Annotated in this window: 14 protein-coding genes; 5 read left to right on the forward strand and 9 right to left on the reverse strand. The window is 57.3% G+C overall.

The window, feature by feature from the left end:
* Window positions 1–15: 15 nt before the first annotated feature.
* Window positions 16–504, reverse strand: a complete 489-nt coding sequence (locus tag PSR62_RS16825) for a tRNA (cytidine(34)-2'-O)-methyltransferase (protein ID WP_274404169.1) — start codon at window positions 502–504, stop codon at window positions 16–18.
* Between the two features lie 330 nt (window positions 505–834).
* Between PSR62_RS16825 and PSR62_RS16830 the strand changes: the two genes are divergently transcribed.
* Both PSR62_RS16830 and PSR62_RS16835 read left to right on the forward strand, forming a co-directional pair.
* Window positions 835–2160: a 3-keto-disaccharide hydrolase gene (locus PSR62_RS16830; RefSeq protein WP_443217285.1), complete on the forward strand. Its 1326-nt coding sequence runs from the start codon at window positions 835–837 to the stop codon at window positions 2158–2160.
* A gap of 244 nt (window positions 2161–2404) precedes the next feature.
* Window positions 2405–3580, forward strand: a complete 1176-nt coding sequence (locus tag PSR62_RS16835; protein WP_443217438.1) for a tRNA-uridine aminocarboxypropyltransferase — start codon at window positions 2405–2407, stop codon at window positions 3578–3580.
* Window positions 3581–4296: 716 nt separating this feature from the next.
* Here the strand turns inward: PSR62_RS16835 and tnpA are convergent.
* The 3 genes from tnpA to PSR62_RS16850 all read right to left on the reverse strand — a co-directional run bounded on the left by tnpA (window position 4297) and on the right by PSR62_RS16850 (window position 10080).
* Entirely contained in the window at window positions 4297–4746 is a 450-nt protein-coding gene (gene tnpA / locus PSR62_RS16840) for an IS200/IS605 family transposase (protein WP_274404171.1), read from the reverse strand.
* 657 nt (window positions 4747–5403) lie between these two features.
* Window positions 5404–8706, reverse strand: coding sequence for an efflux RND transporter permease subunit (locus tag PSR62_RS16845; RefSeq protein WP_274404172.1), 3303 nt, complete (start codon window positions 8704–8706; stop codon window positions 5404–5406).
* 66 nt (window positions 8707–8772) lie between these two features.
* On the reverse strand, window positions 8773–10080 hold the full coding sequence (locus PSR62_RS16850) for an efflux RND transporter periplasmic adaptor subunit (protein WP_274404173.1): 1308 nt from the start codon (window positions 10078–10080) through the stop codon (window positions 8773–8775).
* A gap of 646 nt (window positions 10081–10726) precedes the next feature.
* Here PSR62_RS16850 and PSR62_RS16855 point away from each other — a divergent pair.
* The gene (locus PSR62_RS16855; protein WP_274404174.1) at window positions 10727–12790 is read left to right on the forward strand and encodes a carbohydrate-binding domain-containing protein; all 2064 of its coding nucleotides are present in this window, start codon (window positions 10727–10729) and stop codon (window positions 12788–12790) included.
* A gap of 10 nt (window positions 12791–12800) precedes the next feature.
* Here PSR62_RS16855 and PSR62_RS16860 read toward each other — a convergent pair whose 3' ends face one another.
* The 5 genes from PSR62_RS16860 to PSR62_RS16880 all read right to left on the reverse strand — a co-directional run bounded on the left by PSR62_RS16860 (window position 12801) and on the right by PSR62_RS16880 (window position 21295).
* Window positions 12801–14348, reverse strand: a complete 1548-nt coding sequence (locus tag PSR62_RS16860) for a DUF7133 domain-containing protein (RefSeq protein ID WP_274408246.1) — start codon at window positions 14346–14348, stop codon at window positions 12801–12803.
* A 47-nt stretch (window positions 14349–14395) separates the two neighbouring features.
* Window positions 14396–16846, reverse strand: a complete 2451-nt coding sequence (locus PSR62_RS16865; RefSeq protein WP_274404175.1) for a c-type cytochrome — start codon at window positions 16844–16846, stop codon at window positions 14396–14398.
* Between the two features lie 49 nt (window positions 16847–16895).
* Complete coding sequence (locus tag PSR62_RS16870; protein ID WP_274404176.1) at window positions 16896–18344, reverse strand: sulfatase family protein; 1449 nt, start codon at window positions 18342–18344, stop codon at window positions 16896–16898.
* Window positions 18345–18951: 607 nt separating this feature from the next.
* Window positions 18952–19362 carry a PaaI family thioesterase gene (locus tag PSR62_RS16875; RefSeq protein WP_274404177.1) on the reverse strand — a complete coding sequence of 137 codons (411 nt, stop codon included), beginning with the start codon at window positions 19360–19362 and terminating at the stop codon, window positions 18952–18954.
* An 82-nt stretch (window positions 19363–19444) separates the two neighbouring features.
* Window positions 19445–21295, reverse strand: coding sequence for an SLC13 family permease (locus PSR62_RS16880; protein ID WP_274404178.1), 1851 nt, complete (start codon window positions 21293–21295; stop codon window positions 19445–19447).
* A gap of 258 nt (window positions 21296–21553) precedes the next feature.
* Between PSR62_RS16880 and PSR62_RS16885 the strand changes: the two genes are divergently transcribed.
* Complete coding sequence (locus tag PSR62_RS16885) at window positions 21554–21811, forward strand: DUF3311 domain-containing protein (RefSeq protein WP_274404179.1); 258 nt, start codon at window positions 21554–21556, stop codon at window positions 21809–21811.
* Entirely contained in the window at window positions 21808–23442 is a 1635-nt protein-coding gene (locus PSR62_RS16890) for a sodium:solute symporter family protein (RefSeq protein ID WP_274404180.1), read from the forward strand. Before PSR62_RS16885 ends, PSR62_RS16890 begins: the two co-directional genes overlap by 4 nt.
* The last annotated feature ends 1077 nt before the right edge of the window (window positions 23443–24519 follow it).

The raw sequence follows: 24519 nt of genomic DNA on the forward strand, positions 1-24519 counted from the left end.
CGTGACTCGGTGCTGCTACGAAATCGCCGTTGTTTGACGTTGGTGTTCGTACAACGCGATTCCAGCGGTGACGCTCAAGTTCAAACTTCGAACTTGTTCTCTCATCGGCAACCGCAACGCTCGCGGGTCATTGGGTTTCAGAATTGTCGAGGGCAACCCGCTGGTTTCGCGGCCGAACACCAGCACATCTCCCAGCGTGAAATCGGCTTCCCAAACAGTCCGCTTCGCAAACTTTGAAAAGAAGAAGAACCGTTCCGGATCCAGGTGTTCGCACAAAGACTCCCAGGACGGGACCGGTTCCCAGTCCAGGTACTGCCAGTAGTCCAACCCGGCTCGACGCAATCGTTTTTCGTCGAACTGAAACGAAGCCGGTTCGACGATCCAAAGTTTGGCCCCCACCGCCACGCAGGTCCGCCCGATATTCCCCGTGTTCTGGGGGATTTCCGGCTGATACAGGACGACGTGGGCAGGCGGTGCGGCGGATAAGGGTGGACTGTCGGACATCAACGGCACATTTCAGCGATTGGCGGTCAGCCGCAACATCAGCGACTCGGAAATGACTATCCTACGAGGACTTCGGATCTTCTCCCACCTCCATTGCGAGATCGCGTCTGAAACCCCGCCTGATTTTTGCCCACCTCCCTCGAACACTTTGATGCCCACTGGTTCCTCATGCCGACTCGGCCTGCATCCAGCGTCATCGGCCGTTCAATCGTCCCAGCGGTTCCCGCCTTCGTCGCCGGACATTGGCGAGCAGCCATGCATGAACGACACGTTGCCACGCGTGCGTTCGATCGACTCACTTCATCCTGGTTACCACTTCCACGTTGCAACATGAAATTACACCTGAACCATCGCTTGCCACTTTGCGTGGCCTTGTGCCTTGCCGCCCTCACGACTTCTCATGCCCAAGACGCCACCGACGCCCAGTCCGGCTGGACGGCGTTGTTCAACGGCAAAGACATGACGGGATGGCACGGCCAACCCCACTTTGACCCGTACAAACTCGCCGAACTGTCCGAAGAAGAACGTGCGACGAAGATCGAAGCATGGACCGCGGACGCCAAGCAACATTGGTCGATCGAGAACGGCGAATTGGTCAACGACGGTCACGGGGCTTACCTGACCACGGACGAGAACTTCTCGGACTACGAGTTGAAACTCGAGTACCGCACCGTCGCGAAAGCAGATAGCGGCATCTACTTGAAGGGCACCCCGCAAGTCCAGATCTGGGACTACACCGACGAAGGCAAGTTCAACATCGGATCCAACCTGGGCAGCGGAGCCTTGTGGAACAACTCGCCCAAGGCGCCCGGCAAAGACCCCTTGGTTTTGGCTGACAAGCCATTCGGCGAATGGAACACCGTGCACATCGTCCAAGTCGGTTCACGCACCTCGGTGTGGTTGAACGGCAAGCAAACCGTCGATCACGCAATCATGGAAAACTACTGGCGGCGTGACGAGCCATTGCCCCCCTCGGGCCCCATCCAACTGCAAACGCACGGCGGTGAAATCCGCTGGCGAAACCTGGAAGTGCGGCCTCTGGGAACAGAAGAAGCCAACTCGATTTTGGCAGCCAACCAAAACGATGGATTCGTTTCCGTGTTTGATGGCAAGACCCTCGATGGTTGGATCGGAGCCGTCAACGATTACGAAGTCACCGAAAACGGTTCCGTCCAATGCCAAAAGGGCCGCGGTGGCAATCTGTTGACCGAAAAGGAATACAGCGACTTCTCAGCTCGCTTGTTGTTCCGTTTGCCAGCACGAGGCAACAACGGCTTGGCCATCCGAGCCCCCAAAGAAGGCAACCCGGCCTATGCCGCGATGACCGAACTGCAAGTCCTGGACAACGATCACCCCGCTTACGCCAAGTTGGATGAACGTCAGTACCACGGTTCGGCTTATGGCATGGCAGCTGCAAAACGCGGCTACCTGCGTCCGACTGGTGAGTGGAACTTCCAACAAGTGACTGTGATTGGCCCCACAATCCGAGTGGAGCTGAACGGCAACGTGATCCTCGATGCCGATGTCTCCCAGATCGAAGACTACATGGCTGGCAGCGCTCACCCAGGCAAGACTCGCACCTCCGGCCACTTCGGATTCGCCGGCCACAATGACCCGGTCGAGTTCAAAGACATCTCGATCCGCGAAGAAAACTGATCCGTCGATCCGAGCTCTGAAAACACTCGAAACCCCGCCTGCAGCCCCGTTGCAGGCGGGGTTTCTGTTGCGCCCACAGCTGGACAACGTTTTGACAGTCGACATTCACCCCGAATGAGGCGACATCGCTCGCCTCCCACTCAGACTCCCGATACCCGCCAATCCCGATTTCTTCTAGAACTATTCGCACCCGCTCATCCCATCGCTCCCTCGCTCCTGACGTTTTCCGATCGCCACCCCATCGCTGAATCCGAACGAATCCCTGGTCGCCCCCGACTCGCCAACTCGCTGCCACGTCTGCTTTCGTCCTCGGTCACTGTGTTTTTGCAAACTGATTCCGAAGGTTGCCAACCAGACCGAGGTGTTGATCATGCAACACCGTCGCGAACGATCCCACCCCTTCAACACCGCCCGGATCGTCAGCCAATCGCTGCAAAGGTGCCAAGTCATGGTGGCTTACAACCATGAATTGGCGGAGCGGTTTGCCACCATGCAACTCAGCGATCGCGTCGGTCTGTTGTACCCCGGCGAGAACGCGAAACTGCTCTCGGACCTGGAGCCTGACGAACGCCCTGAGCAACTGGTCGTGATCGATGGAACCTGGCATCACGCCAAGACGCTCTTTCGCGACATTCCGCGTCTGCAAACGCTGCCCCGATATCGGCTGGCTCCCTCGGAACCCGGGCGTTACCGAATCCGTCGCGAACCCAATGAACACGCCCTGTCGACGCTGGAAGCCACCGTCGCGGCCTTGTCCGCAATCGAGCCCACCACACCTGGATTTGACCGCTTGGTGGATGTGTTCGACCGCATGATCTCGGACCAGCTCAACGTCTCCAAGTCCAATTGGCGTCACAACGAAGCCCGCCGCCCTGGATCCCCCAACGTGCCGCGAGTGCTGACCAAGGACATCAGCAAAATTGTCGTCGCCTATGGCGAACAGGAACGTGGCAACACCGGCGAAGGATCGAGCGCGGCCAACCAACCGCCCGCACCGCTGTACTGGAACGCCGTCCGCATGGGCACGGGCGAGTTCTTTCGATGTGCGATCCAATCAAAATCCTTGAACGACGAAGCGTTCATGGAACGCTTGCGGCTGACGCCAGACGAATTGCAACCGCTTGTCTCCGTCGACGACTTTCGCGAGCGCTGGCGATCGTTCGTTCGTGCTGACGATCACTTGGCCGTCTTTCATCGCAGCACGTCGAAGCTGCTGGAAGACGTCGCGGCAAATTTCTCACCCAGCATCGTTCTGAAATCAATCCACTTGAAGCCCCAGACCAAGGAAAGTGATCCGCGTACCCCCGCGATCCTGGCCCACCAAACCAGCAACTCCCGGCCGCTGAGACGTCTCGCGTGGGCAGTCCGCTTCGTCGAAGAATTGGCGGCCACCAAGGCTCCCGGTTCAGACGGCCCGTGACGTTCCTCTGTCGCCCCATTCGGGGCTGCTCATCAAGCGAGGAACATGGACCGGGGCCTCACGGCCCCGGCAATGGTTCTGCCGGCCCTATCGGGCCTTGCCAAAGGATGAACAACACCGCATCCAAGTCGCCACCCCATCCAGCGGCCAGCGGCTGCCCCAGCACTCTGCCCAGCGGCTCACCATCACTCCCCAACACTGGTTGATATCCCGTCCACGCCCCAGGCCTGAAAGGCCGACACAGCCTTTGCCGGGGGCGTCAGTCCCCGGTTCCCTGCCCCCCCTAACACCCGCCAAGCCCTGAAGGGGCGACAGAGATCGATAATGGCGATTTCTCTGTCGCCCCTTTCGGGGCTGCCCATCAAGCGAGGAACATGCACCGGGGCCTCACGGCCCCGGCAATGGTTCTGCCGGCCCTACCGGGCCTAGCCAGAGGATGAACAACACCGCGTCCAAGTCGCCAACCCATCCAGCGGCCATCGGCTGCCCCAGCACTCTGCCCAGCGGCTCACCATCACTCCCCAACACTGGTTGATATCCCGTCCACGCCCCAGGCCTGAAAGGCCGACACAGCCTTTGCCGGGGGCGCCAGTCCCCGGTTCCCTGCCTCCCTAACACCCACCAAGCCCTGAAGGGGCGACAGAGATGACAGTCTCTCCAGATCCCCAATTGAGAATGCCAACCACAGAGGAATTTCAAACAGGCCAAACCTGCAATCAGTCAAAGACATATCGCTCATCAAACTCAACTTCGTGCTTCAACAACAACTGCAAATACTCCTCTTCAAAGGTTCTCTTCCGATGATGTTCCATCTGCCCACCGATGTAGCGACTCACCGCATCCTTGTTGGATGGACTGACTGAAAATGCTCCAAAGCCATCCTGCCACCCGAAAGGAACTCCAAGAGCTTTTCCTTCGTTCAGGTGTTTGCTCGTATTGGATTTAATCTTGCCGACAAAATCGGAGACAGCCACACGAGCCGGGATCCGAACGAGCAAGTGAGCATGGTCGTAGTAACCGCCCACCTCCAACGGGAAGCCATCCAACCGTTTGCACACACCAGCGATGTAGGAGAACACATCCTCGCGAATCGAATCATTCAAAAGTCGCTTGCGACGCTTGGTACTGAACACAATGTGGTAGAGAAGCTGCTGATGAGTTGACATGGCTGCTCCAAGGAGTTTCTCTAGCGTCCCTTTCGGGGCTGCTCATCTCGCAAGGCAAATGGTCCGGCCCCGGCAAAGGTTTCCCCAGCCCAGTCGGACCTTGTATCGCGAATCGCTGTGTCTTGATCTTACACATCTCGGCCCAAGCATGTTGCGAACCTCCCATGGATCTTCAGACATGAAGGGCTGGTAACATTCCAACCTGGAACACTTTCCAATCACCCACTACTCACCTCAGCACTCAGGCCTGAAAGGCCGACACAGCCTTTGCCGGGGGCGTCAGTCCCCGGTGGTTGAAGCCCCATCTCCACCAAGCCCCGAAGGGGTGACAGAGATCGATAATGGCGATTTCTCTGTCGCCCCTTTCGGGGCTGCCCATCAAGCGAGGAACATGGACCGGGGCCTCACGGCCCCGGCAATGGTTCTGCCGGCCCTACCGGGCCTTGCCAGAGGATGAACAACACCGCGTCCAAGTCGCCAACCCATCCAGCGGCCATCGGCTGCCCCAGCACTCTGCCCAGCGGCTCACCATCACTCCCCAACACTGGTTGATATCCTGCCCACGCCCCAGGCCTGAAAGGCCGACACAGCCTTTGCCGGGGACGTCAGTCCCCGGTGGTTGAAGACCCCATCTCCGCCAACCCCCGAGCACACATTTTAGGATTTCCAAATCAGTCGCCGCGCATCCAGGGCCAGACTGAACAACAAGGGAATCACGAGCAGCGTGAACACCGTGGAAAACAGCAACCCGCCAACCACGATGGAGCCCAGCCCGCGATACAATTCACTGCCCGAACCCGGGGCAATGACCAGCGGCAACATCCCAAACACGCTGGTGCACGTCGTCATGAAAATCGGCCGCATGCGAGTGCGGACGGATTCGCGAATCGCGTCCCGTGGCGACATCGGCTCCGCGTCGCCCTCGCCATCGTGGTGCCGGCCATGCATGTTGTTGAGGGCTTGGTGAACGATCAAAATCGCATTGTTGACCACCACCCCAACCAGAATCACAAACCCCAGCATCGTTAGCACATCGAGCTGTTGTGTCGGATCGTTTTGACGGATGAACCACAAACCGATGAAGCCACCAACGGTTGCCAACGGAACCGTGAACATGATGACCAGCGGATACAGAAAGTTCTCGAACAACGCGGTCATCAACAGATAGGTGATCACCATCGCGAGGAAGAAACGACTCAGTGCCACACTGCCGATGGAATCCCAATTCCAACCCGTCCAGCGTCCCATCAACGAGGCCCGAACTTCCGACAGACGGTCGGCGTTTCCCGACAGGGTGACAAAGATGTCGTTGCCAAGATGTCCCTCCGCACGGGCGTCGGCCACAATTTCGAGAATCGTCGCTTGGGCCTCTTCCAACGCGATGTTCTCCGGTGGCGTGACCGACAGCGAGATCGCTCGCTGTTGTTCAACACGTCGGATCTCCTGGGACGCTTCCGTCGAAACAAACTCGGCGATCTGCCCCAGAGGAACCATGGCGACTTCCCCATCGGCCTCGCGAACCGCGATCGGCAAATCGGGGACGTCGTCCGGCGAAATCTCAATTGCCGGGTCGCGGATCAGCAACAGATCGATGTTGTCGCCTTCGAAATCGAAGTCACCGACAAACGATCCATCGATCATCGCACGAGCGGACATGGCCAGTTCGCTCACGCTGATGTTCAAGCGTTTCGCGACCTCTTGTTTGATCTGCAACTGCCGTTCAGGTCCGGCCTCGTTGTAGTTGCTCGGTGACGCACGAACGGAAAACTTCGAGAACGCGACTTTCAATTCCCGTTCCAAGTGGGAACAAGCCGATTTCAGGCGGACCAAGTCGTTCCCGCTGATCTCGATGTCAACGGCGTTGGAACTGCCCGCTCCACGACCAAAGATTGATTTCTGAGACGTCACCCCTTTGCTCGCCGGGATCACCTCAAAGGCTTTGTTGAACACCGCAGCGATGGGTTCCACATTGTCAGGCTCATCACTGATTCCCACCATGAACACACTGCCACGGGCCACGACAAAAAAGAACTCCTTCAAAGCGGGAATCGTGTGAAACTCTTTGCCAGAGCGTTGGTCCGTGATCGGGCCATAGGCGGACGCTTCCTCGGAACTTTTCGCACTCCAAAAAGGCTTCAAGGCTTGTTCGATCCGTTGCCCGACGTAGAAGTTCTCCATCACGGAGTAACCGGCTGGCGTCGACATCCGACAGAACGTGAAGTTCTTGTTCCCGTTGGGCAGGTAACTCGCTGGCGGCATCAAGATCATGCTGATCACGACCGAGACCAGGATGGTGAGTGTGATCAAAACAATCCGCAGCCAAGCACTGGCGATGCTGCGATAGGTCAAAAGGTGAATCAGCGATGCCCAACCGTTCCCGAGCCGCTGAAAAACAGGAGCGATGCCGAACAGTTGCGATGCTGAACGTGCGATCGGGCCGGTCGCCGTCGAGGGACGCAAAAACAGCGACGCGGCGGCCGGGATGACCGTGATCGACACAACGAACGACAATCCGACGGCGGCGCAAATCGCCAGAATCAGGTCGTAAAACAATTGGCCGGCTTCGTCTTGGATCGTCAGCACGGGCGCGAACACGGCGAGCGTCGTCAGGGTCGATGCCAGAATCGCTCCCCAAACTTCCTTGGTGCCATCGTAGGCGGCTTGTCGTGGGCTGGACCCTTGTTTGAGATGGCGATCAATGTTTTCCAACACAACAATTGCATTGTCGACCACCATCCCGACTGCGAAACTGAGCCCGGCCAAGGAGATCACGTTCAGGTTTCGATCGGCGAACCACATGATCACAAAGGTGCCGATGACTGAGATCGGAATTGAGACCGCGACGATCAACGTGGACCGAATGCTGCGAAGGAACAGCAGCAACACCAGCACGGCCAGCCCACCGCCAATCAACAGGTTCTCTTTGACCAGATTGATCGCACTGTAGATGTAGTGCGAATCATCGAACGCCATTCGCAGTCGCAACCCGTAACGGTCGTTTTTAAAACTGCGTAGAACACCGTCGGGGGCATTCATTTGGTCCACCACGACTTTGACTTGCTCGATGATGTCGAGCACGTTGCTGCCAGTCTTTCGCTTGACGAAAATCGTCATCGATGTTTGACCTTTGCACTGATCAAAGTGAGTCGTCTTTTCCAAGGCGAGCTCCACATCGGCAATATCCGCGACACGCACGGGGCTGCCCATGTCGTCGTACTTGATGATCGTGTTGCGGAGCGGTTCCAGCGAATCGTATTGGCCGAGAACTCGAAACCGAACGTCTTGCCGATTGTTGGCCATGTCGCCTGCAGAGGCGTTGATATTGTCCAACCGCAACGCGGCATTCAGTTCTGAAATCGTGATTCCACGCCGCGCCAAAGTGGTGGGGTCAAAGCGAATTTGGACTTGGTGTTGGCGACCGCCTTTCAAGTCAATTTCGGCAACGCCTTCGATTCGTTCCAGGCTGGGCTTGAGGAACCGATCGGCGTAGTCGTAGAACGTCGCCACTTCAAAATCGGGGTCTTCGGCTTGCAACAACAGGTACGCGATCGCGTCATCACCGGCGGTATCGGCGACATCGATGATCGGTCGGTCCACGTCTTCGGGGTACTCGGGAACCTCATCGATCTTGTTGGACACTTCTTGCAGAATTCGCTCGGGCGACGATCCCACATTGAACTCGAGCGTCGTCATGGCCGAACCGAGGCTGGCGACCGAAGTCATTTTCCAAAGTCCTTGGACCGACTTCAGCTTCTCCTCTTGTTCAATGATGATCGACTTTTCGATCTCCTCGGGGCTGCGTCCTGCCCACTGCGTCCGAATGGTGATCACAGGGCGATCGACGTCCGGCGTCAGCTGCACTGGAATTTGTGCAAACGCAATGATGCCAAACAACAGCACCAAGATCACGCCGACGGCGGCTTTGACGGGGTTCTCGATGGCGAATTTGATGGGATCCATGATGCAGTGTGTCTTGAAATCGTTCAGAAGCTGTTTTGTCCGGGGTGTGAGTCGGTGATCGTTCTGCTACCGATCGCGGTCACTCTTTTGTTGGCCCGTTCGGTAGGTCCCGGGGACAGCGGCGAGTTCGGACGTGTCAGGATCCACTTTGACACGTGCACCGGGAACCAATCGTTCGAGACCCTCCGTCACGACTTGCACCCCGGGTTCCAATCGCGGCCGATCGACTTTTCGGACCGGCGCGATCGCGTACGATTCTCGAGTGTGCGACAGCACGCGAACCGGGATGGGATGCGCGGTCCAATTGGGTGCCCCGTTCGTTTTGGGACCCTCCGGTTTCCCGCTGGTTGCCGCGTTGGGATCTCCCGCGGCGGAGTCACCTTGCTCGAGAATCCAAATGGTCGATTCGTCCGGCTTTCGCAAAACCGCGTCGCGGGGAACGAGCAGTTCCGTTGACTCGCGTTGGATGGGGATGAAAGCGCTAACGCCCATGCCAGGCAGAAGTGTGCCGTCTTGATCGTCCATCGCAATTCGAACCGGGAAGGTTCGGCTGCCGACGGATCCTTGTGCGTTGATCGACGCAACCTCGCCTCGCAGTTCAATGCCCAGACTATCGATCAGCATGTCAAGCGAATCGCCCACACGGATCAATGCCAGCGATTCCTCTGGCACCATGATGCGAGCGTCGATGCGACCACTGGAAACGATTTCCACAATCGGACTGCCGATCGGCAAGTATTCACCGACCTCCGCAAGCTTCGCCACGACGCTCCCGTCAAAAGGAGCGAAAATTTCCAGACGCGAATCGCGCTCGTTGGCTTCACGCAGCATCACCTTGTGCTGAGCGAGCGCCGCTTCGAGACCTTCGATCAGCGATCGTTTCTGCTCGGCTTCGCTGAGTGAGACCGCGTTGTGTTTGAGCATGTCTTCGTAGCGTCGCAGATCGGCTCGTTCGAATTCCAACGTCGCCTTCTGTTCCGCGATTTGCGTCGCGATCTTGTCCTCTTCGAGTTTGGTCCATGTGTCATCCACGCGAGCCAAGCGGGTCTTGCCAGCGATCACGGCACTGCCTTCATCAACGGGCAACTCGATGATCTTGCCCGCAACCTCGGTCGCAATCGTCGCACGACGAACCGCTATCAGGTCACCGACCAAGGTCCGGACTGGCGTGATGGTTTTCCGCTGAATCGAATCAACGCGAACGAGTTGAGCCTGAGGGCCGCCACGCTTTGCAGCGGGAGTTGCCGTCGCAACCTCGGAAGCGGAATCTGCGGCGGGTGAGAGCTGATTCCCAACCCAGTAGCTGGCCAGTCCGCCCAGCAAGAATGTCGTTGTGGAGACGGAAAGGACCGTGATCAGGAACTTTTGCGACATCGATTCGTTCGTTGTGAGTTTTTGTAGCATGCGCTTCGTACGCTGATGCGGAGCGATAGAAAGTCGTTGCGAAACGCCGATTCATTCCCTGCTGCGGAATCAGCCGCAGCGGCAATTGGATATCTCGCGTGAATCGTGATGCCAGATCGTCTCAGCGGGGCTGGACGTTTCCCAATGCAACAAGGCATTGAGAACAGGCAGGTGGCGGGGCCAAACGGGTTGGCGGATCGCAGTGGGTGGGGAACAAGGCAATGCGAGAACGCGTTCCGACTCGGGCCAAAATTTTTGCCCGCGTCAGGAGTGCCAGGAGGGTTCGTCAATTCAATTGGTCAACGGACAGTCTAATCCATCTCGTCGCCAATGAATTGAAATGGCCTTCTTCCTCGACAACTCGCCTTGAACAGCGAGATTTTCGCGGCTGGGGAATTGATTGGCAATGCGTCACGGCATCGCGAGCGTCTCGGGGCAATTTCTCGTCACGGATGCCGCATGACTCCCCCCGCCCGAATGCCTACACTGTTGACCACCGGAACAAACTGCCCTGTCTCCACATTCTGCCAGTCTTATGAATCTCCCTGATTGGATGCACCACCTCTCACAACGCCGCATCTTGCGATCGGCCATAAAGAATTCGCGATCATCGGCGATGGATTGGTCTCTGGAGGAACTGGAACCACGGTTGCTTCTGGCTGGTGACGCTGGCCAAGAAGTCGGCTTTGCCTTGGACTCTTCTGGAATCCAGGTTCAAGCAATCGGCGACACTGGCCAAGAAGTTCTGGAAGTCATCTACAACGAAGAAAGGATCTCGTACTTTCGCGTTAGCGACCAATGGGAGACCTATCAGATCAACGTGGACTACACCACGATTGATCCCAGCCTACTGCGGATTCATTTTGTGAACGACCTCTATGACCCAGCACAGGGAATCGACCGGAATGTTCAACTTGGATCGGTGACCATTGGCGATCAAGTTCTCGACAGCAACGCGGCGAACGTCTTCTCAACGGGAACTTGGCTCCCCGAAGACGGAGTCATCTCCGGCCAAGGACGTGGCAGCGTGCTGAACGCGAATGGGTACTTGCAGTACGGCACGCCCAGCGGATCGGAACTCATCGTTTATGCTCGCGGCGATGAAGGCGGCGAAACGATGAACGTGTTGGCCGGGTCCTTTCGTTCCGATCGAATCAGCTTGACAACCAAAATGACGGCTTACAAGTTCTATCTCAACACCGAGTTGGAACCGAGTTCAGTTCGAGTTGAGTTTCTCAACGATCTGTACCGACCTGATCTAGGAATCGACTACAACCTAGTCGTCGATCGGATCGAGATTGATGGTGTCGTCCACCAAACCGAAGATCCAACGACCTTCGCCCAAGGCGTTTATCGAGACGGTGCACTCACGTCGGGCAATTGGCAAACCGAGCGTCTCGAAGGACGTGGGCATTTTCAGTTCGATGCAAGCGATTTTACGAGCGAACGATACACGTTGGACGACTCAATCGCCGAGGCAGGCGTTTCCATCATTAGCCCCAATCTTCCTTTTGATGTTGAACACGAGATCACCTCTTCGGATCAATCCGCGGTTGGATGGAGCGAATCGTTTTGGACCGAATCAGGCCAGTATCAAAAGATTGTCCAAGTCCAACTGTTCGACGAAAACGGATCTGCGCTGACTTCGTTCCATCGCGGCGAACCTGTCGAACTGATTCAAGCCACAATGGAATTCCTCGATGATGACTCGCTGGAATCTTCGCAATTCTCATTGAAGGACCTCGAGGTCGACTCACAGGATCGGCTGCTCGCCCGTCTTCAGGTATTCCACTACAACGGAAACTACCGCAGCTATTCCAATGTATTGGTTCGGTTGACATCGGATGGACAATTGGATTCCTCGTTCGGCGACGGTGGATTCGTGCCAGTGTCATTGGGAGGCATCACGACCGCTTCCTCAATGACAATCGATTCCCAAGACCGCATTCTGATTAGCAATGCCGTGACGATCTCACGCTACAACGCGGACGGGACCGCCGACAACAGTTTCGGAACCAACGGTGCATCGGACATCCCGTTGCCGCAGGAACCTGACTTTTACGCGGGCCAATCGCAGATCCTCACGCGTCCTGACGATTCGATCCTGGTCTTGTGGGGAATCCCATCCAGTGCGAACGCGAGTGCCGGGTGGCTGATTCAATTGAACGAAGACGGCAGCACGGGAACCTGGTTTGGCGACGAAGGCTTCGCAAGCATTCCCTACCAACAGTTTTCAGAATTTTCGTCCTACAGCGAGCGGTTTGAACGGATGGTGCTGGACGATGAAGGAAGGCTCACCATCCTGGGGACTCAGGCACTGCTTCGGTTCACGATCGATGGTCAAATCGACCCCAGCTTTGGTGACGGCGGTCGGATCATTCTGCCAAGTTCCATCGTGACCGATGGATCGCTGTTGTTCGATAACACGGGCGGGACCTTCGGCCTCGATGGCTTGGGCCGTTATCTGGTCCATTACTTCAACGGAGTTGCTCGGCTGACGCCGGACGGCCAACTGGACACGTCATTCAGTGCCGATGGGATCTCGGCCTACAACCCTGATGAAATCGGAAGCCTGCAGCCCTATTCACTGAAAGAGGGAAAATTCGATTCCGATGGCGAACTTCGCACGTTGGCGCAGAACGACAACGGTTTCGGCGTCGCCTTCTGGCAACTCGTTTGAGTCCAAACCCTCACTCCTGCGGAATGTGGTTCAGCGTGTAGAACGCTTTGCGGTGCAGCAGTGGTTTGCCGTTTGCATCCAGCACGCCATGCGCATCCAGTTCGTGCACAAACAGTTCCCGCAAACCGTCCACCTTCAACTGAACTCGCAATCGGTCTTCGGAGACAATCGCTTCGCGAATTTTCAGATCTCGCTTCAACACCTCGTCGCTGCCGTAGCCGGACTGATACAGGTACGTGTGACTGGCCATTCCGTAGGACTGAACATCCGAGGCGGATTCGACGTTCACCGGTCGCGTGAACACCAATTCAAATCCCTCCGGCTGGGCACGCATCTCTTGAATTTCAAAGGGAGTCTTGCCCGTCCACGTCAAACGCTGCAACCCATAGGACGACGTTCCTAGACTGCTCCATCCCCGATTGGTCAGCCCCACGTAGACGCTTCCATCTTCCGCTTGCGCCATTCGCAGCACCGCCGACGCAAACCCGCGACGAAAGGGAAAGCAGGCGCCCTGATATTCGCCGTTGATCTTTTCCAAGAACACGCGATGAATCGATGCCTGCGTGAATTCTCCAACGAACATCTGGTTTTCAAACGGGCCAAACTTGCCACCACTTTGATCCAACAGGATATCCGTCGCGGATTGACCGGCCTTCTTGTAGGGAAACCAGACGACGGGGGGACGCATTTGCGGAAATCGCTTCAAAGCTTCTGGGTAGGCCAGTCCATTGGGCACTTCCTCGACGTCCTGGATCGTGGATCCTGCCAGGTTCATGGACGCCAGCGATTCCGGATGGTGAAAGAATGCCCCGGGACGCATGTGATTCAGCGAGTTCGTGGCCACCCAATTGCCTTGCTGATCGGTGTAGAACATGTCGCCGTTCGCATTGGCCCCCAACCCCGAAGGCGATCGCATGCCAGCACACATCGGATGCAACTTCCCGTCGGGATCCAACTTCATTCCCCAGCCACGCCAGGCAGCCTGCCGGTAACCCAACGGCGCATCGGGAACGATCTTCTGAAGTTGTTCGCCCTTCAGTCCCATCCCAATGTTCAACGTCATCCAAAGGTTGCCGTCGCCATCCAACTTGGGTCCATACGCGTACTCGTGGTAGTGGCCCGAGACGCCCCATCCCGACGCGAGCGTGTCGTACTCATCCGCGACATCGTCTCCATCGAGATCACGCAATCGAGTCATCTCGGTCCGCTGGACAGTGATCAGGGAATCATCCTGTTGCAGCAACCCCAGCGGTTCGTGCAAGGCGTTGGCGAAACGCTGGTAGGAAACCACGCCGGATTCCTCCTTATCGCCCGTGACCTGATCCACACCATCAAGCAACCAGACCTCGCCCTTCCGAATCGCAACGGCCACGCGTGAGGGGCTAAGAACCGCGATTCCGCTGACCTCCAATGCGATCCCGTCGTCGGAAGGCTTCCAGTTTGGGTCGCGAGAATCACTTTGCGACGCGGGGGTCGCAATCGAAACGATCCGGTAGTAGTCCTGTTCCTCCTCCGCCACCGCTGAGCCGGCTGCCTGAGCGGACATCAACAGTCCCATCACCCAGCCGGCCAGTTGCATCGCACGTGTTCGGCACATGTTTTGATTCACCATTGGTAGACAAACTCCAACGTCTGATTCGGGTTTAAATCAAGCCAAACCTGTTCGCTTGAAGCCACACTTGTCACGCCCTGCGAATCAAACCGGCTTTTCGACGACCGCACCTTCCGTCCGGATGCTCCCTTCAACGTGTGCGTATCGAGGACTTGGATCGACGAGTCCTTTAGAACCTGAAATTGAATCCGGTCGCTCGGTTGGACTTCGCCATCTTCCAAGCGAATCGTTCGCCGCAAGGCACCCTCGATCGTCGCTTCACAGCGATCCAGGATGATTGCACCGCCCAAGCGATAACGAAACGTTGGCACGCGTTTCGAATCGAGTCGGTAGCCCAGGAACTGGAGCGTTGCATTCCCCGAACCAGCGTGTTCCACCGCGGGTTGCAATCGAAACTCCACGTCGGACGAGATCGCAATCGAGTCCATCCCCAGCGGATCGATCGGCGGCGAGAAGCGTTCGAACCATGTGCTTCGCGCATCCACAAAGTCTTCCTTCCACGCGAGCGCCAGTCGCGGTGTTTCTGCGTCGAAAGCAAAGTGGACGCCCTCCGGGAACCCGACGGCGATCGCGTGCGTGCCCACGCCTTGCATGAACGTCCTCAACATCAAGGGCGTTTCCACCGGTTTCAATTCGTAGTTTGCCGCCAAGGCCTCTGCAATCTTCGGTGGAACGCCAACTTGATCCGAATGTTTGAGGTAGGACCACAACGCAGCAATCTGTTTCTCGGCGTCTCCACCAAAAACATTCGGCGATTGACTCGTTCCATCCGGAAAGAACGATGGCATGCGGGTCCCGCGTTTCCGCGAACCTGGATCCAACACGAACTCCCGGAACCAACTCGGGCGAATTCGATTCGTCACCCCTCCCAGATCAATGCCAACCACTCCCGCAAGGGCTTGGCCATCAAACACGTGGCACTGGATGCAGCCGACTTGTGTCAGACGCATTCCCGTCTCGGCCAACGGCACGTGATCAGCAAACACGTCAGCATCCGAAAGTGGTGATCCCTGATCGGCTGCTTCCAACGCTCTGACCAAGGGCTCCACTTCTGGCTGGGGGAATTTTGGCATGCGGATGGTCATGTGCGGACGCAGTCGCGTCGCAGGATGCCCCTCCAACACCTTTCGCATCCACGCGGAGGTGAGCTTCGCTCCCACGCCTGTTAACCCCGGTGGCAGTCGGCCTTCATCGCCCAGGTCCGCCAACGCTGTCGATTCAAAATGGGCCTTGCGATATCGGCCCACGCCACCGATTTCTTCTCGCTCATGGCAGGCATAACAGTTCAGTTCAAGGAACCGCTGCTGAATCAACTGGTGTGGGTCATTGGCCGATTCATCGTTCGCAAACGACTCGTCCTGGATCCCACTGGCAAACGTGGTCTTCTGGAACTCATCCAAGTGAAACTGGACACGTGATTCGCGTTCGGACTTCCAACAAGCTTTCGCCGAATCGAATGAAAGCTGATCCCAATCGGTCGCGAATTTGTCGTCGACAGCCGATCCCACGTCATGGCAATTCGCACATTCAAGCTGCACAAACAACTGCTTCCCGCGAGCGACCCACTGCTGGTCGGACTCACCAGCGGCAACGAATTCAGACTGCGTCGAACCCTCCGCCGTGCCTTCCTTCTCAAACAGATATTCCGCGATGTCGGCGGCTTCGTTCGGCGTCAGCTTCAGACTTGGCATCCGCCCCGATGGACGAACGTGTTCAGGGTTGTGCAAGAAGTGCGTCAGCGATTGACGGCTGTACTTCTTCGCCAGTTTCCCGTGCGGGACGGAGGGCACCTTCCGAGCAGCCGCTGCCAATCCCATGTCCTCCAGTTCTTCCGGATCCAGTTCGTCCAACAAGCGATCGACCGCCGACATGGGAGCGGAGTTCACCTCCTGCTTGGGATCCGAATCATGGCAAGCGACGCATCCCACTTGGTGATACAGCTCCATTCCACGAGCAGCATCGCCCTTGTTCCAGAATTCATCCTCCAGCGGATTGGCTCCTCCCGCTTTCAACACCGGAAATGGTTCTTGCAACGATCCGATGAAGGCAGCCAACGCGTTGATCGCTTCTGCCCTCTCCGGTTCCTCCAAACCCGCCAACACATCGGGCATCGTGGTGCCAGGTTTGGTTTGATGAGGCGAGTGCAAGAACTCCTTCACCCAGGACATGCTCAGCCGCGAACCGGCAGCACTCAATTTGGGTCCACGTTTGGGATCCAGCTCGTTGCGATCCGAGCGGTGGCAAGCGGTGCAGCTCAGCTCCGTGACAAGCAATCGTGAGGCTGCGATGGGATCGATCTCATCAAACCGAGCCAATCGTTCCACTCCGATCACAAACGGATGAATGTCGGTTGGACCTGGATCCTCCGCGTGGGAAATCGCGGCGCAGCACAAACTCAACAACAGAACGCCGCAAGGTCCTCTTCGTCCGGCAAAATGCTTCATTTGTCTCATGCTGCAAAACTCGACACGTGCTTCAAACACCGTGACCAAATCAGTCCACTCCCAATTCGATCGCCCACCACTTCAAATACTCCTGATCGGAAACATCAGGGTCGAGGCCACGGCGTTTCATGGTGCGTTCGTACCACGTCTGTTTTTCAGCCATCAACGCTTCCATGTCGACGGTCAAACTCTCGTCCACTCCGCCTTGATCACCCGTTCGCTGGATCCAATCATCCACCGCGCCGCGGAGTTGTTTCAAGGTTTCGTCATGGTCAGGTGAAGCCGCCAAATTGTTCATCTCAAACGGATCAGCTTTCAAGTCGTACAGTTCTTCCTCCGGGCGAGTCTCCGCCATCATCAGCGAATCCCAACGTCCCTCGGCGTGCAGAACCTTCATCAACGTCTCAACCGGATAGGACAGTTTCTTGTAGCTGCTCAACTGCAGGTAAGGCTTCTCAGGATGAAAGTTTCGGATGTACTTGAATCGCTCCGTCCTGACGCTGCGAATTCGATCGGGGGCGTCCCCGCAACGGTCACGAGCGGCAAAGAGCTGAGCATGCCCCTGCCAGTCTTGATCCAACAAGCTTTTCCCGGGCAGCTCGGGCACATCGATCCCTGCGGCTTCCAAGGTTGTTGGCACGAGATCCAACAAACTCGCCATGCCGTTCTCCACCGTGGCATTTGCGAGTTTGGCGGGCCAACGAACAATCAACGGGGTGTGCAAACCACCGTCGTACAACCATTGTTTGCCGCGGACATGAGGCCGACCGTGGTCGCCAAAGAAGATCACCAATGTGTTCTCACTCACCCCTTCGGAATCCAAGCGATCAAGCACCTGGCCGACCTTCTGATCCATCGCCTCGATTGTGGCCAAGTAGTTGGACCAATCGGCTCGCGTGATCGGATGCTCAGGGTAGTAAGGCGGAATGGGAGCGTTCGGACGCTCGCGATCACTCTTCACAAACTGGCGATGCGGTTCGTGAATGTGAACCTGCGCGAAAAACGGCTGCCCAGGCTCTCGCTCGGACCAATCGTAGGCGTCGAAATGTGTCTTTTTATCGTACGGATAGTTGACGCCGTACTTGCTGGCTTTTTGATTGCCGGCTTCCCCGTTGCCATGCGAGATGAAGTACCCCGCGTCTCTCATCCAATCGATCACCGTTGGAACCGAAAGCTCCTTTTGGTCTCGCGTCATGTGGTGATAGCACCCGATCGATGTCTGGTACCGGCCCGTTTGAAATGCCGATCGAGACGAGGAACACACAGGCGCGGTGCTGAACGCCTTGGCGAACCGGCGTCCTTGTGCAGCCAAGCGGTCCAAGTGGGGCGTCTCCACCTCGGGATAGCCGTAACAGGCCAACTCCGGGCCCAAGTCATCAGCGATGATCCACACCACATTGGGCTGGCTATCGTGGGGCTGATCGTCAGCGAAACTGTGAGAGTGGGCTTGCACGACAGCGCACACGAAGGCTGCGATCAAAATCAGATGCGTTCGCATAGACGTTTGCGAGGTGGGATGGAAAGGCAGGCATGGCCACGAACAAAACATCGCTTGTTCCGCTGGCCACAGGAATCAGGCAAGGAGCGACAGTCTAACACAGACGACTGAAGATGGTGCACGGGGCACCCTTCTTGTTCGGTTTCAAACAGGTACGCAGGAATGAATGGGGTCTAAATGAGTGAGCCGTTTGGACGTTAGTCTGGAATGTCAAAAGGTTGGTATTGACACGGAAAATGCGACGTTGATTTTCATTCTGTCCTACGCCCCAACGGGGCAGCTCTAAGATAGCCCCAGGCATCGCCTGGGGTTTCGTTACGGAGATTCCGACACCAGCCCCAACGGGGCGGCCCTAAGAAAGACTCCCCAAAACCCGCTAGGACCGCCCCCGTTGGGGCTTTGTAATCTTGGTCCCGCCACAACCCAGGGCGTTGCCCTGGGCTGGCATAGGGCTGCCCCGTTGGGGCGAAGTCGAGGAACGAAACCTGCGCAGTCCGAAGCGGTGTCAATACCAACCTTTTGACAGTCCACCGTTAGCCCCGGTTGTGCGTGGGAACCGTGGCGAACGCCGAATGGCTCACCTACCTGATGACACCTGCCGACCTGCTTATCCTCCCGCCAGCACCGTGCAGGTGGAGGAAGCGGTCGCAACCAGCTTTCCCTTTTCGTTGGTGATTTGGCATTCCACAAACCCAATTCGCAAGCCTCGCTGAATGACCGTCGCCTTGGCCGACAAACGCCCTTCTCGAATGGGGCGGATGAAGCTGACCTTCATCTCGATCGTCGAAAAGTCCTCGCTGGACAGCAACGTCCGACCGAACGCGATTCCCATCGCCGCGTCTGCGAGAGCAGAAACCAAACCGCCGTGCACTCGTCCCATCGGATTGTGATGCTGGGGGCCACACTGGATGTCCACGGTGGCATTGCCCGCGTCCGGATCTCCATCAGCGCACTCGCTGGGATGAACTTGAAAGCCAACCAATCGTGAAATGGGGGCATCCGAAAACCGCTCGCTCATCAACCCAAGCCCCCGAAAACAGAATCAGCCCGAAAATTGTAACGTGGAAACAAAACGAGGCCCCAATGGTGGAATGTCATGGTCATTGATACCTCCACGTCAACATTCCAATCGAAACCACACCGACAAGCAGACTCAGCGGCAGCCCAAATTGAATGTAGTCTCGCAATCGATACCCACCGACACCGTACACCATCGTGTTCGTCTGATAACCAAACGGGGTCAGGAAACTGGCCGAGGCCGCAATCATCACCGCCACCACCATTGGCATCGGGTCCGTCCCCAACTGGGTTCCGGCCGTCCAGGCGATCGGCAGCATCAACATTGCCGCAGCGTTGTTGGTGATCAACTCGGTGCAGATCACGGTGGCGACGTAAATCGCGATCAACGTGCCCAACGGACTTCCCTGAGCAATGCTCAACAACCCGCCAGCAATTTGCCCTGCCGCCCCGCTTTGTTCCATCGCCCGGCCAATTCCGATCGCCGAACCAATCACGATCAACACCGACCAATCGATGCTGCGTCGGGCTTCCGAGGTCGTGCAACAACGGGTCAGCACCATCGCACAAGCAGCCATCATCGCCGCGCTCAAAATCGACAACCAATTCAATGCCGCCACGATCACCATCACCAACATGATCCCCAACGCCAGCGGTGCCCGTTCGTGACGGCGAATTTCACCTCGATCGACGCTGCTGACAAGATAGAAATCGCTGCCGCCACGCTGTCGATGCATGAACGACTTGGAGGCTTCCAATAGCAACACATCGCCTGGTTCAATTCGAACGTCGCCCAGCTTGCCTTCCAAACGCCGTCCACCGCGGGCAACCGCGACCACCGCAGCGTTGAAGTTGGATCGAAAGCGTCCCTCGCGAATGGTTTTGCCAATCAAGCTGCACCGAGGACTGACGACAGCTTCGACCAGCGTTCGTCGCCATGCGGGAATCTCCAATTTCCGGGCTTGGTCACCGGGAGTCACCAAACCACGGATCTTTCGCAGATCGACCACGCTGTCCACGTCGCCCACCAAGATCAGGATGTCTTCGCCATACAGCCGTTGATCTGGTTTGGCGGGCTCGATGCGACCGTCAGCTCGTTGAACCTCAGCCACGTACAAACCGGGCAGAGCCCGCAAACCAGCCTCCTGCAGCGTCTTGCCCACCAACGGCCCCGTCAATTCGACCTGCATTTCGACGGTGTACTTCTGTGGGTCGTCCCCGACACTGACGGCTGGCTTGCGCTCGGGCAACAACCACTTGGACGCCCCGATGATGTAGATCAATCCCAGGATGGTCGCCGGAATCCCGGCGATCGCCGGTGTGAAGAAGCTGAGTTCCGACAACTGCATCTCCGCGCCGGCTGCAGCGGCGCCCGCCACGTATTTGTTGTACTCGTCGCGAACCAGCAGATTCGTGCTGGTTCCCATCAACGTGCACATTCCCCCCAGAATTGCGGCGTAGGAAAGCGGCAGCAACAATCGACTGGGGCTGATCGACAATCGTTTTCCCAGATCGCCCACCACTGGCAACATCGCCGCGACCACTGGGGTGTTGTTCAAAAATCCGCTCAAGAGCGCCACCGGCAGCAACATTCGGATCTGTGTGTCGCGAAGATTCTTGGCCTTGGACAGCAACCACCCCGTGGCCAGCTCCGTTCCGCCGGTGAGTTCCAATCCAGCGACCACCGAAAACAACAGAGCGATCGTGATCAGGCCTTTGTTGCCAAATCCCGCAACCGCCTGAGTCGGATCAGGCAACAGGGGCGTCCCCGTCAAATCCTGAACGACGACCAACACCGACAATGCCGTCAGCGCCAGCAAATCCGTCGCAGCGGCTCGCGTGGCCAAACCAACCAGCAGCGCAATGGCGACGCCAATGGTCAGCCACATGGGCCAAACGGTCGGCCAAACCAACGGGTCAAACAGAGATTCCATGCGGCAGAAAACGTGTTGAAAGTGCCGGCGAGTTTTGCGGCAGAGGGATGGAGGTCAGTTTCGATGCGGACAACGCCAGACAACTGGCTCCTACAGTAATTCAAACCATGGATATCGTCGCCCCCGCGATCCCATTAGACTACTTCCCTGACAGTTGATTGGATGCCCGAATGGACGGCATTTGCCTGCCGAACGCCATTCTGGAACCGATTCCGCTGGTCCCACCTTCCTCCCCCGTCTCGCCTGAAACACCCCATCATGCCCAACTCGACTGATTCGTCCGCACCGCCTGACCGACACGGTCTCTCAGGCGGCGCCCTCCTCATCGCCGGTTTGGTCATCGTGCTCTTGATCCTTCACCAAGACAATTGGTTGTGGACCAACGACACGTTGCTGTTCGGATTCATGCCCATCGGACTGGCCTGGCACGCCGGGATCTCGATCGCGGCATCCTTCACATGGTTTTTGGCGACACGCATCGCTTGGCCAATCGATGAAGAGGAGCCACAACGATGATGTATCTCGCAATGCACAACGGTGTCCCTCAATTCATCATCATTTTGGTGTACTTGGGTTTGCTACTCGCGCTCGGACTGTTCAGCAGTCGCCTGTTTCGCGGGACCAAAGAAGATTATCAAGTCGCCAGCCATTCCATCGGTCCGTTCCTGCTGTTGATGAGCATGTTTGGAACGACCATGACCGCCTTTGCCTTGGTCGGCAGCAGCGGCGAAGCCTTCCGCGAAGGCATCGGCGTCTACGGCATGCTGGCCAGCAGCAGTGGGATCATTCACTCCCTGTGCTTCTTTCTGATTGGTGTCAAAGTTTGGCGATTCGCTCGCGCCCACAACTACACCACCCAAATCGAATTCTTCCGCGACCGCCTGAACAACAATCTGGTCGGCTGGCTGCTGTTCCCGATCCTGGTCGGCATGATCATCCCATACCTGTTGGTCGGCGTGATCAGTGCCGGTGGTGTTGTCCAAGCCCTGACCGCCGGGCTGGCCCCGGACATGTTCCCGGTTCCTCTCGAAGGTGGCCCCGGCGGAATCGACCCGGCGGTGCACGGCGGCATTCCCGCTTGGCTCGGTTCGCTCACGATCTGCACGGTCGTGTTGGTGTACGTGTTCTTTGGCGGGATGCGCGGCACCACCTGGGCCAACACCTTCCAAACGTTGGTCTTCATGATTCTGGGAGTCGTGACGTTCTTCGTCATCGCCAACAAACTTGGCAAGCAAGACAGCTTCTTCGAAAACCTCCGTGTGCTTGGTGAATCCATTCCCGAAGAAGGCAAAACCAGGGTGGCGATGAGCAAGACCAAGTTCTTCACCTACCTGATGATTCCTCTGTCCGTGGGGATGTTCCCGCACCTGTTTCAACACTGGATGACCGCCAAGAAAGCCAGCACGTTCAAGCTGTCCGTCATCTGCCACCCGCTGTTCATCATGATTGTCTGGGTGCCGTGTGTCCTGGTGGGCGTTTGGGCGACCGGCGAATTGATGCCGACCAAGCCCCCACTGCCACGTTTGCCCGGTGGCGACCTGGTGGACGCGAACAAGGTGTTGCCTTTCCTGGTCAAAACACAGACCGCACCGATCCTGGGTGGTTTCTTGGCCGCGGGGATTCTGGCCGCGATCATGTCCAGCCTGGACAGCCAGTTCCTGTGCATCGGAACGATGTTCAACAACGACGTGGTCAACCACACGTTCGGCGAAGACCGTTTCTCGGACAAACAACAAGTCCTGTTCACACGGTTGTTCATCGTCGGAATCGTGGCCATCACGTACCTGCTCAGCCTCGGCAACGTTCGCAGTGTGTTTGCACTGGGAGTCTGGTGTTTCAGCGGATTCAGTGCCCTGTTCCCGTTGGTTGTCGCGGCGTTGTATTGGCGAGGCCTCACTGCATCGGGCGCAATCGCCGGTATTCTGGCCGCAATTTCCAGTTGGTCTTACCTGTTCTACCACGGCACCTTGGATCCCGAGGGCCTGAGCAAGTATGTCCTGCGTCTGCCAATCGGAGGCGAGACCTACGAAGTGATGCCCGTCGTCGCGATGGTGTTCAGCACGCTGATTGCGATGGTCGTGGTTTCCATGGTGACACCCAAGCCGCCGAAGGAAACCCTGGCAAAGTTCTTCCCAGATCAGGCCTGATCCAACGCCTGAAATTCGATACGCAGGAAGGTCGTGCAGTTCGAAAGTGCTGCACTACCGGACGTTTCTCATCACCCTCCCCCTGGGAGGGTCGAGCGAAGCGAGGGGAGGGTCGAGCATCGGATCCAGCGCGCACCCCTCCCCAGCCCGAAGCAGGCCGCCCTACCAAAGAGCGAGGGAACGAAAACCGCACGACCTCCAAGTTTTTTTGTTCTGGCCTACGAGTGCAATCCAGGTACAAAATTGGCATCCGCAATCCGAACGCCAATGGTGACGGCTTGGCGACTCACTCCTCAACGCATGGAGGAAGGGCACTCTTGCCCGTCAGAGTCGGCCAAGCCACCATCACAACCCGAAGCGTGAGTTTTGAAGTTGCGCTTTTTGCAATCGGTTTAATTGGCCAACGGCCTTCGTCATCGTAGCCTGGGGCATCGCCCCAGGGATTGAGAATGAAGGAAAATGGGTTGGCCAACGGCCAACATCAACCCGCAAGTTGTTATTTGAATTTGGCCGTTGGCCGAAATGGGGCCGTGGTTTTCTGCTCCAGAGGCGATGCCCCTGGCTATGTTGAACGTAGGCCGTTGGCCATTAAGCAGGTCGGCTGGAATGATCGGGCACAACCATGTGAGCCGTTTGGGCGTTAGCCTGGCCTGCGCGTGAAAACCGTGGCTAACGCCAACGGCTCACATACCCGATGACACCTGCGTACCTGCTTAGAAGAAAAAGCGCAACCTCAAAAAAGCGTGAGCGAGGGACTCCCCCCAATTCCCACAACTGCCCCATCCGGGGCGAAACCCAGACGCCAGCCACCATTTGGTTTTGAAATGTCCCATGGGGCGGCCCAATGAAAGACTCCTCAACCCCCGCTAGCGCCGCCACCGTTGGGGCGAGCTCGTGGAACAAAACCGGCGCAGTCCAACGCGGTGCCAACCCCAAACATTGCACACACCAGCGTTCGCCCCAGTTGCCCGTCGGAACTGTGGCGCAGGCCACAACGGTTCAAATGCGGAAAGGACCCTGCCCACCTGCTGATGCCCGCCACCAAATGCCCCTCCCACTTCGAGTACCATAGGCGGC

Origin of the sequence: Rhodopirellula sp. P2 (assembly GCF_028768465.1) — a bacterium.
Taxonomy (GTDB): domain Bacteria; phylum Planctomycetota; class Planctomycetia; order Pirellulales; family Pirellulaceae; genus Rhodopirellula.

Coding starts and splice junctions, on each gene's coding strand:
- PSR62_RS16860 (WP_274408246.1), bottom strand. CDS start 14,348: ATGGGACTGTTGATGTCCGCTCAGGCAGCCGGCTCAGCGGTGGCGGAG.
- PSR62_RS16890 (WP_274404180.1), top strand. CDS start 21,808: ATGATGTATCTCGCAATGCACAACGGTGTCCCTCAATTCATCATCATT.
- PSR62_RS16880 (WP_274404178.1), bottom strand. CDS start 21,295: ATGGAATCTCTGTTTGACCCGTTGGTTTGGCCGACCGTTTGGCCCATG.
- PSR62_RS16875 (WP_274404177.1), bottom strand. CDS start 19,362: ATGAGCGAGCGGTTTTCGGATGCCCCCATTTCACGATTGGTTGGCTTT.
- PSR62_RS16865 (WP_274404175.1), bottom strand. CDS start 16,846: ATGAAGCATTTTGCCGGACGAAGAGGACCTTGCGGCGTTCTGTTGTTG.
- PSR62_RS16845 (WP_274404172.1), bottom strand. CDS start 8,706: ATGGATCCCATCAAATTCGCCATCGAGAACCCCGTCAAAGCCGCCGTC.
- tnpA (WP_274404171.1), bottom strand. CDS start 4,746: ATGTCAACTCATCAGCAGCTTCTCTACCACATTGTGTTCAGTACCAAG.
- PSR62_RS16855 (WP_274404174.1), top strand. CDS start 10,727: ATGGATTGGTCTCTGGAGGAACTGGAACCACGGTTGCTTCTGGCTGGT.
- PSR62_RS16870 (WP_274404176.1), bottom strand. CDS start 18,344: ATGCGAACGCATCTGATTTTGATCGCAGCCTTCGTGTGCGCTGTCGTG.
- PSR62_RS16825 (WP_274404169.1), bottom strand. CDS start 504: ATGTCCGACAGTCCACCCTTATCCGCCGCACCGCCTGCCCACGTCGTC.
- PSR62_RS16850 (WP_274404173.1), bottom strand. CDS start 10,080: ATGTCGCAAAAGTTCCTGATCACGGTCCTTTCCGTCTCCACAACGACA.
- PSR62_RS16830 (WP_443217285.1), top strand. CDS start 835: ATGAAATTACACCTGAACCATCGCTTGCCACTTTGCGTGGCCTTGTGC.
- PSR62_RS16885 (WP_274404179.1), top strand. CDS start 21,554: ATGCCCAACTCGACTGATTCGTCCGCACCGCCTGACCGACACGGTCTC.